Source organism: Serratia grimesii (assembly GCF_900186025.1).
Classification (GTDB): Bacteria; Pseudomonadota; Gammaproteobacteria; order Enterobacterales; family Enterobacteriaceae; genus Serratia; species Serratia grimesii.
Window position 1 is genome coordinate 3,777,841 of record NZ_LT883155.1, and the last position, 13,901, is coordinate 3,791,741.

A 13,901-nucleotide genomic window follows, 5' to 3' on the forward strand; every position below is an offset into this window, starting at 1 on the left:
CCGTGCAAAAACAGACTCACCTACGCCAACTCAGCAGGCACTAAGGTCAACCATGAAGAAAGCATTAATCATCATAATAGCCGTTGTCGCCACAGTCTTTTTTTTCAAAAAGGATATTTACGCCTTCTATCTTAAACAGATTGAATTTCAAAGCGTCAAATAGCCAAACCCCAGCTGCGCGTTACAGAAACTTAGTATGCTGAGATAAGACGTAGCGCCACATAAATTGGCTGAATAATGAGGTAACATAAGAACCCTTTGCCGTTGGCCGCAAGGCAAAAAAAACCCCTCTGTATACAAACGCCATCATCCTGCCTGATCAAGGAGAGTTTATGTCAGTATCTGCTCGTAACCAATTATCCGGAATCGTATCCGCAGTTGCCAAAGGTGCCGTCAACGATGAAGTGGAAATCACCCTGCCGGGCGGGGAGAAACTGGTCGCCATTGTGACTGTCCAAAGCCAGCAATCTCTTGGCCTGGTGACCGGTAAAGAAGCGGTAGCGTTGATCAAGGCGCCTTGGGTGATTTTAGCGTCAGAGGATTGCGGCCTACGTTTTTCTGCCCGTAATCAATTTGCCGGAACCGTCAGCGCCCTAGAGCAAGGTGCGGTCAACAGTACTGTGCACATCAAAACTGACGCCGGTTTCACGCTGACATCGGTGATCACCAATGAAAGTCTGCAGGAAATGGCGTTGAAAAACGGCTCGCGATTGATCGCGTTGATCAAAGCCTCTTCAGTACTGCTTGCTGTCAGAGCGTAATTCCTCTCGACAGATCCGCCGCCTGCTTGGCGGCGGTCTCATACCTCACTTGAGTGCTTGTTCAGCTAACAACGCCAATGCAATAATTACCATCGCTACGCCAGAGATACGACTGACCATTCGAGCCGCTTGCGGACGCGTCTGCAATACCGATTGTGAGCCAAAACCCACCAACAAATATACCAATCCACAACTGACCAAATGCAGCAAACCCAGCGCGAGGATCTGCATGGGGATTGACCAAACGGCATGGGGATCGGTGAACTGCGGCAACAGAGCCAGAAATAGCAGAAAAACCTTGGGATTCATGCCACTCACGCAAACCCCTTTACCTGCCCAACGCATCCATGAGCCAGAGTTTTGTTTCTCACCACGGTCGGGCACAGACGGATGAAGCAGCATGTTAACGCCAATCCACAGCAGGTAAGCCGCACCCACGATGGTGAGCCCAGTCAAGATTAACGGGTTGCCAGCAACCAATACCCCCACACCCGCCGCAACAATTAAAATGGCCAGCAAATGTCCAAACAGCAACCCGGCGACAGCAGGCACCACCACACGGCCTCGAATTCCTGCCGATATGACATACGCCCAGTCCACGCCCGGTGTGATAACAAACAAAATTGAGACGGCCCAAAATGCAGCGAAAATAGCGAACGTCATAGTGGCGTGCTCCCTTGTCCAGGTTGCTCTGTCATGCGTATTTTCACTTGCGGTTCCTCATTCTGTGGACGTATGCGTCACGTAAAAATCGCGCAGTCCGGGCCGTTTAATTATTGGAAAGAATATCTGCAAGGCGTTAAAATGTGTTGCCAATTACTTGCTTGAAAATGGTTAATTTGGGGAGATTCTTCCAAATGGATAAGATAGATCGCAAGATTCTTGCTGAACTACAGGCGGATGGACGTCAATCAGTCACAGAGCTTGCAGAACGGATCGGGCTCAGCGTTTCACCCTGTCATCGCCGGGTGCGCGCACTGGAAGAGTCTGGCGTGATCCGCGGTTACCGCGCCCAACTTGATCCGGGCAGCCTGGGCTTTAACTTTTCTGCACTGGTTTTCGTCACCATGCGGGAGGGGGATCGCCATGCTGTCGCGGCCTTTGAGGACGCAATGGTCGATATTCCACAGGTGGTACAGGCACAAAGGTTGTTCGGTGATCCTGACTACCTGCTGCATGTTATTTCCCGAGATCTACCGGCTTTCCAGCAGTTATATGACGAAAAGCTTTCCGCCCTGCCCGGCGTTCAGCGCCTCAGTTCTACTTTGGTGATGAAAACCGTCGTGCCTGAGCGATCTTTTCTGCCGCTGTAGATTGAAATCAAACTTTAGAGGAAACAGTTATGAGCAGTGGTTTTGAAGATTCCAAAGCCTTATACATCGGCATTTGCACGGTGGTAGGTGATGCATTCCTGACGTTAGCCAATCAAGAGCATGAAACCCAAAAGGCGGACGTGATTAATGAGCTAAAAATAGCCATTACCCGAGAAGGCCGTGATGTCAGTCTGGATGAGGCGCGAGAATTGGCGGTTGAGTGGCTGGAACGATAGTTTGCCGTATGTTGTGACGAGAACATAGGCAACAACAGCATAGTCTGAATGACCAGGGCAACAGTTCCACTACAGGCAGGCCACGATAGGCTCGCCCTGTCACCCTGGTATTAAAAAATGGGAGCATCTTCGCCCCCGCAGACAACTTAAGGCACTATCACAAAGTCCGGATTAGCAATAGCAAACAACGCATCACGATCCAGTGCCGGCGGATAGATCCACTGGGTGTTGATTTCCTGTTTGATCTTTTTGCCCTCTTCACGCGTGAAGCGTACCTGACGATCCCAGCCTTCGGTGTAGAGTGCTCCCCAAGACCCCAGATCCAGACAGGTCACATACTTCGGTTGGCTGTAAGGATGCACCAGTAACCCCACCAATTCCGCAGCAGCATTGTGCCCGGCAACACGCCCCAGGCTCATCGCATGCTGGCAGGTCATAAGGTTATGATTGCCCAATTCATCGGTCGCTGCCTTAACCGTATCCCCGGTAACAAAAACACCATCCACAGCAGGCGCATGCAGGAATGCATCACCAACAATACGCCCTGCGCTGTCTCGCTCTCCTGGGATTTGTGCAACCAATGGGTGCGCCCGTACGCCAGCGGCCAATACCACCGTGTGGGTTGCGATACGCTCACCGCTCGACAGCGTTACGCTGCCTGCGTCGATCGCCGTAACGCGCGTTCCTGCCCGCGACTCAACGCCGCATTCGTCCAATGCTTGTCGGATCACGACGCCTGGCTCAGCCCCCATTCCAGCACCCACTTGTTCCGCAGTATCAACAATCACAACACGGATATTTGCTTCATTGCCCAGAATGGCACGCAAACGCACCGGCATTTCTGCTGCACTTTCTAGCCCGGTTAGCCCACCGCCCACCACCACCACGGTGTTTCGCGCCGAGTTTTCTGGTTGATCTGCCAACGCCTTTAAATGGGCATCCAGTCGTTGCGCACTTCCCAGTGTATCGACATTGAATCCATACTCGGCAAAACCGGCAATCGGGGGAACAAACAACTGGCTACCGGTCGCCAGCACCAAACGGTCATAAACCAGTTGGTGTTTTTGCCCTTCGGCACTCACGACCTGCAATGTCTTGTTTTCGCTGTCGATATGCTCAACCAACCCGGCAAAATGGCGAACGCCAATTGCCGCCAGCTGCCCAGAGATATCAGGACTCATATTTTCCAACACTGCTTCATACAATCTTGGGCGGATGGTGACATTTGGGGTCGGCGAAACCATCGTCACTTCGACGGCCCCTTCTTTACCAGCAAGCGACACCGCCCGCATGGCGGAAACTGCAGCCCAAAATCCAGCAAAACCAGAACCGGCGATCACTATTTTCTGCGTCATGGAATGACTCCTTCATACACGTTTTATCGGGTTGTTGAATTGCCCGTACTATTTTCCAGGCGAGTTGGGCCGTTCCGCCGCCTGTCAAAAGGGTGCAGAAGGGCTACCGCCTGTGGCACACAGGCGGGAAAAAAAGAATCAGAGGAAATACTGAGACGTTATTGAGGCTTTGTGCGAGCGGGCTTGCCGCTACGCGTCGTTCGCTCACTCATGCGTTCATCAATCCAGATGTCGATCTCACCAAAGAACCCTTCTGGTGCCTTGCGCCCGAAGCGAGCGGCAACGGCCCCCAACGTTTGCACTGCAAGTGCATCACGCATCGCCTTTTCGGCCTGTAGCATCACCGCGTGGATCGCACACTTGCCGGACACCGCCCAGTCTGGGGGGCTGTCGTCAAACACCGCACAACGACCACGCACCTCCTGACAATCAAACAACGGTTTATGCCCTTCAATCGCGTCAATGATCTCCAGAAAAGTGATGTCATCCGCAGGGCGAGCAAGTCGATATCCGCCGCGCACGCCTTCACTCGCAGCGACGATCCCCGCCTTCTCCAGCTTCGGGAAAATTTTGGCAAGGAAACTGGGTGAAATCCCCTGCAGTTCGGCAAGATCGCGGCTGCTAAGGGCACGCTGATTTTCGCCAACCAGCCAAAGTAAACAATGGATGCCATATTCAACGCTGGTAGTGATGTAAGCCATGTTGGTTTGAGCTGCTCATATGAATTCAATAACACAGACTATATTAGTCCACGTTTTTCCTGTCAATTAAAACACGGACAAAATTAGTCTTTGTTTTATTAAACCCACAGAGCGACGTAAATTCGCAGATCACACCTAGGAGGTTCAGAAATGAAAAATAAAGCATTTCTGCTCGATTATTGCCGTGCAGACGTTTCCTTGTCGCTTTCGGCTGACTATGATGTTATCTGCCGACAGGCCGCCATAACGCATGCATTTTTGTGAGCTAACACGCTTTCGCACTGATTGTTCTGGTGAGTCCGGTATGTAAGAAGAACTCTTCGGTAATGCTGACGTCTTAGAAATGACTCTTTAAGGGAAGGCCTGACTATGACCACCCGGTTGACCAAAACAGCGATTGCAGTACTGTTGCTTGGCACTCTCAACGCCACAGCGATGGCGCCGGTACAGGCGGAAACTCAGGATCAACTGCCGGATATGGGTACTTCTGCGGGCGGCACCCTGAGCATTGGCCAAGAAATGGCGATGGGGGATTTCTACGTGCGTCAGCTTCGCGCCAGCGCACCGCTAATCAACGACCCACTGCTGACCCAATATATTAACCAGTTGGGTAACCGACTGGTGGCGAGCGCCTATTCGGTGCGTACGCCCTTTCATTTTTATCTGGTACGTAACGACGAAATCAACGCCTTTGCCTTCTTTGGCGGCAACGTCGTGTTGCACTCCGCCCTGTTCCGTGAAACCGACAATGAAAGCCAGTTAGCGTCAGTTTTGGCGCATGAAATCTCACACGTTACCCAGCGTCACCTTGCGCGAGCAATGGAAGACCAACAGCGCAACGCCCCACTGACCTGGGTCGGTGCCCTTGGCTCCATCTTACTGGCAATGGCCAACCCGACCATGGGGATGGCGGCGCTGAGCGGCACTTTGGCCGGTACACAACAGGGTATGATCAGCTTTACCCAATCAAATGAGCAAGAAGCTGACCGTATCGGCATTCAGGTGCTGCAACGCGCCGGTTTTGATCCAGAAGCCATGCCCGACTTCCTGCAGAAACTGTCTGACCAGTCGCGTTACGCCTCAAAACCGCCAGAAATGCTGCTGACCCACCCATTGCCCGACAGTCGCCTGTCCGACGCACGCAACCGTGCCAACCAAATGCCCAAACATTTGGTGCAGTCCACACAGGATTACCTGATGGCCAAGGTGCGCTCACTGGGCATGTACAGCTCGGAAGGTTACGGGCTAAATGAAGATCTGCTCAATACCTACAGCAAAGGCAATATACGTGAACAGACAGCAGCCAAATACGGCCGCGCGATTCTGTTCTATGAGGCAAAAAAATACGATGATGCCCGTAACATCATTCAGCCGCTGCTGACGCAAGATCCAAAAAACGTCTGGCTGCTCGACCTGATGACCGACATCGATCTCGGCCAGAAACGTGCACCGCAGGCCATCGCCCGCCTGCAGGCGGCCAATGCAGCGCAAAGTAATAACCCTGTGCTGCAACTCAACCTTGCCAATGCCTATGTTGAGGGCAACCAGCCGGCTCAGGCATCCAAAATTCTTAACCGTTATACCTTCGCCCACCCGGACGACCCTAATGCCTGGGATCTGCTTGCTCAGGCGAGCGCCGCGCAGGGGTTGCGCGATGAAGAACTGTCCGCTCGTGCTGAAAGCCTGGCGCTGACCGGCCGCCTTGATCAGGCTATCGGCTTGCTCAGTAACGCCAGTTCGCTGCAAAAACTCGGCAGCCTGAAACAGGCACGTTATGATGCGCGTATCGACCAATTACGTCAGTTGCAAGAGCGTTTCCGCCAGTACCAACGCAGCTGATTTTGAAAAGGATGAGTTCAATGAAAAACGTTACGATTTACCACAACCCTCGCTGCTCCAAGAGCCGTGAAACCTTGGCACTGCTGGAACAACAAGGTGTAACACCTGAAGTAGTACTGTATCTGGAGACACCACCGTCGGTGGCCCAGCTAAAAAAACTGCTTAAGGAGCTGGGTTTCACCTCGGCACGCGATCTGATGCGTAAGAAAGAAGACGTGTACAAGGAATTGAAACTGGCAGATGAAAGCCTGAGTGAAGATCAGCTGTTAGCCGCCATGGTAGCGAATCCGAAACTGATCGAGCGTCCTATTGTGGTCAACGGCAATAAAGCGCGTATTGGTAGACCGCCGGAGCAGGTGTTGGAAATTCTGTAAGCAGGATGGTGGGCACAGCATACGGTGCCCTATTTAACTCAATAGAACCTGTTAAAGCCCCAGGATCTCTTTCACAAACGGGATGGTCAGCTTACGCTGTGCAGTGATCGAGGCGTGATCGAGCTGATCCAATGTCATAAACAGTGTTCGCATCTCACGATCCAACCGTTTCAGCAGAAAACGGCCCACGTCTTCCGGCAGTTCAAAGCCGCGCAGTTTGCCACGCAATTGCAGAGCCAGCAGTTTCTCTTCATCCGACAGCGGCTGTAACTTGTAGATCTGGCCCCAGTCTAACCGCGAAGCCAAATCAGGCAGATGGAGATTCAATTGCCGTGGCGGGCGATCGCCCGTGATAAACAGACGCGTACGTCCGGTTTCCAGAATGCGGTTATAGAGATTGAAGATGGCCATTTCCCACTCTTCGTCACCCGCGATACATTCGATATTATCGATGCACACCAAAGCCAGCTGCTCCATGCCATCCAAAACTTCCGGCACGAAATAAGCACGCTTATCCAACGGCACATAGCCCACGGCTTCGCCGCGTTGTGAAAGCTCCGCACAGGCTGCATGTAACAGGTGACTACGCCCACCACCCTCGCGTGACCAGAAATAGATATAGCTGCCATGTTCCTGACGAACGGCTGACTGGATCGCGGCTAATAGGGATGGGTTCTCCCCCGGATAAAAACTGGCAAAAGTTTCATCATCGGGAAGATAAAGTGGCAGTGAAAGCTGTGCCGGCGTATTCAGAAAAGCACCTCAACCAAAACTGGCAGGAAAACGCGGTAAGTCTACCACAGAAAACAGGCTCTGTTGAATCGGCAGGATTTTATGCCGTAATAGTGAACAACAACCCCGACAAAGCCACGCTAACAGCGATTCTGACCAGTCAGAATTTGTACTTTATCCATGAGTTATCCTAGTATAGTGAGGCGAAATGCAATCGCCATTAATAAGATTTCTACAAGGATATGGACAATGAAAGTATGGAATAAAGTGCTTTTGGCCTCAATCATTGGGCTATTGCTTGCCGGCTGTGATGATTCATCCAAAGTCGACGCCAATCTTGAAAAAGCCAAAGACAGCGCAGAGCAGATGAAAGACGCCGCACAGAAAAAAGCGGACGATCTGACCGATAAAGCTGCTGCAGTGGCCAAGGACATCAAGAAAGAAGCTACCACGCAAGCGGACCAGCTTAAAGACAAGGCCGCTGCGATTAAAGACGACGCCGCCAAGCAGGCAGATGCCATCACCAATGATGCAAAAGCCAAGGCTGATGCACTCAAAGAAGATGCCAGCAAACAAAGCCAGCAGTTGGTCGATCAGGCTAAAACCATTAAGAACGATGCAATTAATGGCGCCAACGATTTGACCGAGCAGGCCAAAGCGAAAACCGAAGCAATCAAAAACAGCGCTGAAAATAAAGCGGAAGACTTAAAACGTGATGCCGACTCTGCAGAACAAACGCAACCGGCTACACAGCAGTAACGCCTGACATCACAAGAAAGGAGCAACAAATGGGGATTATTTCCTGGATTATCTTCGGCCTTATCGCGGGTATTTTAGCCAAGTGGATTATGCCAGGTAAAGACGGTGGTGGTTTTATTCTGACCGTCATATTAGGGATCGTCGGCGCTGTGGTAGGGGGCTATATCAGCACCTTCTTCGGCTACGGCAAAGTTGACGGTTTCAACTTCGGCAGCTTCGTGGTGGCCGTAATCGGCGCTATCGTTGTGCTGTTTGTTTACCGTAAAATCCGCAGCTAATTTCTTGCGTATTAACAAAACGGGCAGCCTAGTGGCTGCCCGTTTTCTATTATGACTTCCGTTCAGCCGGTTCGTCCGGCGCGTCGATCACATCCTCTTCCTTGCGGTACAGGCTGATGACCTTGAACAACAAGCTCAGACCAATGCCCACAATGGTCGCCAATGCCATGCCTTTCAGCTCGGCGGCACCAATATGCACCTTGGCACCGCTGACGCCGATAATCAGAATCACCGAGGTCAGGATCAAATTCTGTGCCTTGTTGTAGTCCACCTTGGACTCAATCAATACGCGAATACCAGATGCCCCAATCACCCCGTACAGCAGCAAAGATACCCCGCCCATGACCGGTACCGGAACAGCCTGAATGGCTGCCGCCAACTTGCCCACGCAGGAAAGCAAGATAGCCAGAATCGCGGCGCCACCAATCACCCAGGTGCTATAGACTTTGGTAATCGCCATCACACCAATATTCTCACCGTAGGTAGTGTTTGGCGTTGACCCGAAGAAACCTGAGATTACCGTCGAAATGCCATTGGCAAACATAGAACGGTGCAAGCCAGGATCGCGGATCAAATCTTTCTTCACGATATTGGCCGTTACAACCAAGTGACCAACGTGCTCAGCAATCACCACCAACGCCGCAGGCAGGATGGTAAAGATAGCAAACCACTCAAACCGCGGAGTATAGAACGTTGGCAGTGCGAACCAATGCGCTTCGCGAATCGGGGTCAAATCAACCACGCCCATAAAGAACGACAGCGCATACCCCACCAGCACGCCAATCAGGATTGGGATAATCGCCAGAAAACCGCGGAACAGCACGGAGCCCAGGATTGTCACGCCAAGCGTCACCAAAGAAATTGTTATCGTAGTTGTGTCAGCACTGACGCCATCGGCTGGTAGCAAGCCTGCCATATTGGCTGCCACACCCGCCAGCTCCAACCCAATGACCGCGACAATCGCCCCCATCGCCGCTGGCGGGAAAATCACATCCAGCCAGCCAGTTCCGGCTTTTTTAACGATCAGCGCCACCAGGCAGAACAATACCCCGCACATGATGAAGCCACCCAGCGCGACCTCATAACCCAGCGGCAACAGCAGCAAAACCGGGGAAATGAATGCGAAGCTAGAACCGAGATACGCTGGGATCTTACCCTTACAGATAAACAGATACAGNAGCGTGCCGACGCCGTTAAACAGCAGCACCGTCGCCGGGTTGATTTTGAACAGGATAGGCACCAGCACGGTAGCACCAAACATGGCGAACAGGTGTTGGAAGCTGAGCGGAATAGTCTGGAGTAGCGGCGGGCGTTCGCTCACGCCGATGACGCGACGGGTCATGGATGTTTTTCCTCTGGTTATAATTTTATGCAAAAAAAAGCCGACTCATCAGTCGGCTAAATTTTTATTTGGTACCAAATATCTTGTCGCCCGCGTCACCCAAGCCCGGCACGATGTAGCCTTTCTCGTTCAGGCACTGATCGATAGAGGCAGTGTACAACTCAACGTCCGGGTGTGCTTTCTCCAGCGCGGCAATACCTTCCGGCGCGGCAACCAATACCAGCACCTTGATGCTGTTACAGCCGGCTTTCTTCAGCAAATCAATGGTCGCGATCATCGAGCCACCGGTCGCCAGCATTGGATCAACCACCAGCGCCAAACGCTCTTCGATATTGGAAACCAGCTTTTGGAAATACGGTACCGGCTCCAGAGTTTCCTCGTCACGGTAAACACCAACCACGCTGATACGCGCACTTGGGACGTTTTCCAACACCCCTTCCATCATACCCAGACCGGCACGAAGGATTGGCACAACGGTAATTTTTTTCCCTTTAATCTGATCTATTTCAACCGGACCACACCAGCCATCGATGGTCACCTTCTCTGTTTCCAGATCGGCGGTCGCTTCATAGGTCAGCAAACTACCGACTTCCGAAGCCAACTCACGGAAGCGTTTGGTGCTGATGTCATTTTCACGCATCAGGCCAAGCTTGTGTTTCACCAGCGGGTGTTTCACCTCAACGATCTTCATCATTTTTCTCCTATTAAGGTGGTTGACGGCCAAAAAAATCGCCGGATTATACCTCCTTTTGCCGACAGCGCCACCCACAATAGCCCGATCGGGATCAACAAAAGATTGAATAACAGTATAGATGACGAAAAAGCGGAGCTGCTTCACAAGCCACTCGCAAACGTTTGCCTGCGCTGTTAGAATTGCCGCGCCTTATTCCGGAATCAATGCCGGAAGCACAGTTTTCAAATCGCAAACCGTCGTGGGGATCGCGCAGTGACCGACAAAACCTCTCTCAGCTATAAAGACGCAGGTGTCGATATCGATGCTGGCAATGCATTGGTAGACCGCATCAAAGGTGTAGTTAAACAGACCCGCCGCCCGGAAGTCATGGGTGGTCTGGGCGGTTTTGGCGCCTTGTGTGCGTTGCCGCAGAAATACCGCGAGCCAATACTGGTTTCCGGTACCGACGGCGTAGGCACCAAGCTGCGTCTGGCGATGGACCTGAAACGACACGACACCATCGGCATCGATCTGGTCGCAATGTGTGTGAACGACTTGGTAGTACAGGGCGCTGAGCCGCTGTTCTTCCTGGATTACTTTGCCACCGGCAAACTGGACGTGGACACCGCGGCCAGCGTGATCACCGGCATCGCCGAGGGCTGTAAGCAGTCCGGTTGTGCGCTGGTGGGGGGTGAAACCGCCGAAATGCCTGGCATGTACCACGGTGAAGATTACGACGTTGCCGGCTTCTGCGTTGGCGTGGTCGAAAAATCCGAAATTATCGATGGCAGCAAAGTGCAGTCTGGCGATGCTCTGATTGCCCTTGGCGCTTCCGGCCCACACTCCAACGGCTACTCGCTGGTGCGCAAAATTCTGGAAGTCAGCAACACCGACCCAACCACCACCGATCTGGACGGCAAACCGCTGGCTGACCACCTGCTGGCACCGACCAAGATTTATGTGAAATCCGTGCTGGAACTGATCGAGAAAATTGACGTGCACGCTATCGCCCACCTGACCGGTGGCGGTTTCTGGGAAAACATCCCGCGCGTGCTGCCAGAAGGCATGCAGGCAGTGATCGACGAATCAAGCTGGCAATGGCCGGCAGTATTTAACTGGTTGCAGCAAACCGGCAATGTGAGTCGTCACGAAATGTACCGCACCTTTAACTGTGGCGTAGGTATGGTGATTGCACTGCCAGAAGCGTCCGTTGAATCTGCTATCGCCTTGTTGACCGCAGCCGGTGAAAAAGCCTGGAAGATTGGTAAACTGACCGCTTCTTCTGACGAACAACAAGTGGTCATCAACTGATGAAAAAGATCGTGGTGTTAGTCTCTGGCCAGGGGAGCAATCTCCAGGTACTGATTGACGCCTGCCAGCAGGGCCGGATTGCCGCCGACATCGTGGCGGTATTCAGCAACCGGGCGCAGGCTTATGGCCTGCAACGCGCAGAAGCAGCAGGTATTGCCGCCCATGCGCTGGATGCCAAAGCCTTTGCCGACCGTGCGGCGTTCGACGCCGCATTGGCAGAGGCTATCGACCAATATCAGCCTGATCTGGTGGTGCTGGCCGGTTATATGCGCATTCTCAGCCCACAGTTCGTGCAACACTATGCCGGACGCATGCTGAACATCCACCCTTCTCTGCTGCCTAAATACCCGGGATTGCATACCCATCGACAAGCTATCGACAACGGTGACAGCGAACACGGCACCTCAGTGCATTTCGTTACCGAACAGCTCGATGGCGGCCCGGTGATCCTGCAAGCCAAAGTGCCAATCTTCCCCGGGGACGAGGAAGATGAGGTGGTTGAACGGGTGCAAGCTCAGGAACACACTATTTACCCGCTGGTGGTGAATTGGTTTGTCGAAGGTCGGTTAGCGATGCGTGATGGCGCTGCCTGGCTGGATGGCGAACGCCTTCCCGAGCAAGGGCATGCAGCGGACTAGTGCAAAACCGAACGTTTTCTAAACGGCGCCTCTAACGGCGCCGTTTTTTTTCGCAGCATCAGCACCGCCAGCGCTATACTTGCCGACAATATAAGGCACTATTTCCTACAATAACGACATTAAGGAATCCCCATGTCCAGCTCTACCAACGTCAAACTACGCCCACTGGAACGGGATGATTTGACGTTTGTCCACCAGATGGACAACAACGCCAGCGTGATGCGCTATTGGTTCGAAGAACCCTACGAAGCCTTCGTTGAGCTTTCCGATCTGTACGACAAGCACATCCACGATCAAAGCGAACGCCGCTTTATTATCGAACACCAGGGTGCCAAAGTCGGTCTGGTAGAGCTGGTGGAGATCGATCACATCCACCGCCGTGCGGAATTCCAGATCATTATTGATCCGACTCATCAGGGCAAAGGTTACGCTACTATCGCCGCCAAGCTGGCAATGGATTACGGCTTCTCAGTACTGAACCTATACAAGCTGTATCTGATCGTCGACAAAGAGAACCCGAAAGCGATCCACATTTACAGCAAGCTGGGCTTTGAAGTCGAGGGTGAGCTGATTGATGAGTTCTTCGTTAACGGCGAATACCGCACCGTGCTGCGCATGTGCATCTTCCAGCCGCAGTATCTGGCAAAGTTCAAAACCGCTGCCAGCGATAAGCCTCTGGTGAAGTGATATGACATAAAAAACCCGCGAAAGCGGGTTTTTGAGATATTGGCATCTGAATTGTACTTCACCGTCAGGAAGGGATGAGAATGCCCTTAACCATAGCGCCCAGTAATATAATCCTCGGTACGCCGCTGGCGCGGTGAGGTGAAGATGTCGTCGGTGTCGTTGTACTCCACCAGTCGGCCCTGGTGAATAAACGCCGTGTAGTCAGATACCCGCGCCGCCTGCTGCATATTGTGCGTCACCAACACCACGCTATAGTGCTGTTTCAGCGCAGAAATCAGCTCTTCGATAGTCAGGGTCGAGATCGGATCCAGCGCCGAGGTTGGCTCATCGAGCAGCAACACCTCAGGTTCAATGGCTATCGCCCGTGCAATCACCAATCTCTGCTGTTGACCGCTGGAAAGACGGAATGCGTTCTCACGCAGTCGGTCTTTTACCTCATGCCACAGCGCCGCAGCACGCAACGAACGTTCTACCGCTTCATCAAGAATGCGTCTATCACGCACGCCCTGTAGACGCAAACCGTAAACCACATTTTCATAAATCGACTTCGGGAACGGATTCGGCCGCTGGAACACCATCCCCACTCGGCGTCTTAACGCCGCAACGTCGATTTGCGATCCGTAAATAACCTGACCGTTGAGCTGCAAGTCGCCCTCGATTCGGCAATTATCCACCAAATCATTCATGCGATTGAAGCAGCGTAATAGCGTTGATTTACCGCAACCCGATGGGCCAATCAGCGCCGTCACACGGTGTTTTGGAATACGCAGAGAAATATCATGCAGCACCTGTTTTTCACCATAGAACAGGTTGAGATCCTTTACCGCCAACGCGGTATGTTCATCATCAAGATGCTGGACATCCAGCCGGGGCAAACTGCCTGGCGTCATCAAACCCATTAC

The 13,901-nt window shown here is 52.6% G+C and carries 18 protein-coding genes; 11 read left to right on the forward strand and 7 right to left on the reverse strand.

All coding sequences use genetic code 11. The features are described 5' to 3' along the window. Nucleotides 1-332 precede the first annotated feature (332 nt). Entirely contained in the window at nucleotides 333-761 is a 429-nt protein-coding gene (locus tag SGBXF1_RS17795) for a TOBE domain-containing protein (RefSeq protein WP_037424466.1), read from the forward strand. Nucleotides 762-806: 45 nt separating this feature from the next. Here SGBXF1_RS17795 and SGBXF1_RS17800 read toward each other — a convergent pair whose 3' ends face one another. Continuing rightward, nucleotides 807-1,424: a LysE family translocator gene (locus SGBXF1_RS17800; RefSeq protein WP_037424468.1), complete on the reverse strand. Its 618-nt coding sequence runs from the start codon at nucleotides 1,422-1,424 to the stop codon at nucleotides 807-809. A gap of 194 nt (nucleotides 1,425-1,618) precedes the next feature. On the opposite strand from SGBXF1_RS17800, the gene SGBXF1_RS17805 reads away from it, so the two are divergent. Beyond that, nucleotides 1,619-2,074, forward strand: a complete 456-nt coding sequence (locus SGBXF1_RS17805) for an Lrp/AsnC family transcriptional regulator (protein WP_186427281.1) — start codon at nucleotides 1,619-1,621, stop codon at nucleotides 2,072-2,074. Between the two features lie 29 nt (nucleotides 2,075-2,103). After that, nucleotides 2,104-2,310, forward strand: coding sequence for a DUF2767 family protein (locus SGBXF1_RS17810; protein ID WP_130381652.1), 207 nt, complete (start codon nucleotides 2,104-2,106; stop codon nucleotides 2,308-2,310). Nucleotides 2,311-2,456: 146 nt separating this feature from the next. Here SGBXF1_RS17810 and SGBXF1_RS17815 read toward each other — a convergent pair whose 3' ends face one another. Together SGBXF1_RS17815 and SGBXF1_RS17820 are read right to left on the reverse strand one after the other, a co-directional pair. After that, a complete protein-coding gene (locus tag SGBXF1_RS17815; protein ID WP_186427282.1) occupies nucleotides 2,457-3,665 on the reverse strand; it encodes an NAD(P)/FAD-dependent oxidoreductase in 1,209 nt (402 codons plus the stop codon). Nucleotides 3,666-3,823: 158 nt separating this feature from the next. Then, the gene (locus SGBXF1_RS17820; RefSeq protein ID WP_037424475.1) at nucleotides 3,824-4,366 is read right to left on the reverse strand and encodes an RrF2 family transcriptional regulator; all 543 of its coding nucleotides are present in this window, start codon (nucleotides 4,364-4,366) and stop codon (nucleotides 3,824-3,826) included. Between the two features lie 369 nt (nucleotides 4,367-4,735). Here SGBXF1_RS17820 and bepA point away from each other — a divergent pair, with 369 nt between their 5' ends. Then, on the forward strand, nucleotides 4,736-6,205 hold the full coding sequence (gene bepA / locus SGBXF1_RS17825) for a beta-barrel assembly-enhancing protease (RefSeq protein WP_037424477.1): 1,470 nt from the start codon (nucleotides 4,736-4,738) through the stop codon (nucleotides 6,203-6,205). Nucleotides 6,206-6,225: 20 nt separating this feature from the next. Continuing rightward, nucleotides 6,226-6,579: an arsenate reductase (glutaredoxin) gene (arsC, locus tag SGBXF1_RS17830; protein WP_037424479.1), complete on the forward strand. Its 354-nt coding sequence runs from the start codon at nucleotides 6,226-6,228 to the stop codon at nucleotides 6,577-6,579. Nucleotides 6,580-6,630: 51 nt separating this feature from the next. On the opposite strand, the gene hda is transcribed toward arsC, so the two are convergent. Then, nucleotides 6,631-7,332, reverse strand: coding sequence for a DnaA inactivator Hda (gene hda / locus SGBXF1_RS17835; RefSeq protein WP_037424480.1), 702 nt, complete (start codon nucleotides 7,330-7,332; stop codon nucleotides 6,631-6,633). Between hda and SGBXF1_RS17840 the strand changes: the two genes are divergently transcribed. Genes SGBXF1_RS17840 through SGBXF1_RS17850 form a run of 3 tightly spaced genes read left to right on the forward strand, consistent with a single transcriptional unit; the run spans nucleotide 7,248 to nucleotide 8,348 of the window. Continuing rightward, nucleotides 7,248-7,505, forward strand: coding sequence for a hypothetical protein (locus tag SGBXF1_RS17840; RefSeq protein ID WP_037424481.1), 258 nt, complete (start codon nucleotides 7,248-7,250; stop codon nucleotides 7,503-7,505). The genes hda and SGBXF1_RS17840 overlap by 85 nt on opposite strands. Before the next feature lie 55 nt (nucleotides 7,506-7,560). After that, nucleotides 7,561-8,070 (forward strand): hypothetical protein, encoded by a 510-nt coding sequence (locus SGBXF1_RS17845; RefSeq protein WP_037424482.1) that lies wholly within the window; start codon nucleotides 7,561-7,563, stop codon nucleotides 8,068-8,070. A gap of 29 nt (nucleotides 8,071-8,099) precedes the next feature. Beyond that, entirely contained in the window at nucleotides 8,100-8,348 is a 249-nt protein-coding gene (locus tag SGBXF1_RS17850) for a GlsB/YeaQ/YmgE family stress response membrane protein (protein WP_186427283.1), read from the forward strand. A gap of 49 nt (nucleotides 8,349-8,397) precedes the next feature. Here SGBXF1_RS17850 and uraA read toward each other — a convergent pair whose 3' ends face one another. Then, nucleotides 8,398-9,690, reverse strand: coding sequence for a uracil permease (gene uraA / locus SGBXF1_RS17855; RefSeq protein ID WP_061808273.1), 1,293 nt, complete (start codon nucleotides 9,688-9,690; stop codon nucleotides 8,398-8,400). Between the two features lie 64 nt (nucleotides 9,691-9,754). After that, the gene (gene upp / locus SGBXF1_RS17860; protein ID WP_020828072.1) at nucleotides 9,755-10,381 is read right to left on the reverse strand and encodes a uracil phosphoribosyltransferase; all 627 of its coding nucleotides are present in this window, start codon (nucleotides 10,379-10,381) and stop codon (nucleotides 9,755-9,757) included. 255 nt (nucleotides 10,382-10,636) lie between these two features. Here upp and purM point away from each other — a divergent pair, with 255 nt between their 5' ends. The 3 genes from purM to speG all read left to right on the forward strand — a co-directional run bounded on the left by purM (nucleotide 10,637) and on the right by speG (nucleotide 12,999). Next, the gene (gene purM / locus SGBXF1_RS17865) at nucleotides 10,637-11,674 is read left to right on the forward strand and encodes a phosphoribosylformylglycinamidine cyclo-ligase (protein ID WP_037424486.1); all 1,038 of its coding nucleotides are present in this window, start codon (nucleotides 10,637-10,639) and stop codon (nucleotides 11,672-11,674) included. Further along, the gene (gene purN / locus SGBXF1_RS17870) at nucleotides 11,674-12,312 is read left to right on the forward strand and encodes a phosphoribosylglycinamide formyltransferase (RefSeq protein ID WP_186427284.1); all 639 of its coding nucleotides are present in this window, start codon (nucleotides 11,674-11,676) and stop codon (nucleotides 12,310-12,312) included. The genes purM and purN overlap by 1 nt, the downstream gene beginning before the upstream one ends. Before the next feature lie 132 nt (nucleotides 12,313-12,444). Beyond that, entirely contained in the window at nucleotides 12,445-12,999 is a 555-nt protein-coding gene (gene speG, locus SGBXF1_RS17875; protein WP_037424490.1) for a spermidine N1-acetyltransferase, read from the forward strand. A gap of 86 nt (nucleotides 13,000-13,085) precedes the next feature. Here speG and pstB read toward each other — a convergent pair whose 3' ends face one another. Next, complete coding sequence (gene pstB, locus SGBXF1_RS17880) at nucleotides 13,086-13,898, reverse strand: phosphate ABC transporter ATP-binding protein PstB (protein ID WP_037424494.1); 813 nt, start codon at nucleotides 13,896-13,898, stop codon at nucleotides 13,086-13,088. Nucleotides 13,899-13,901 lie beyond the last annotated feature (3 nt).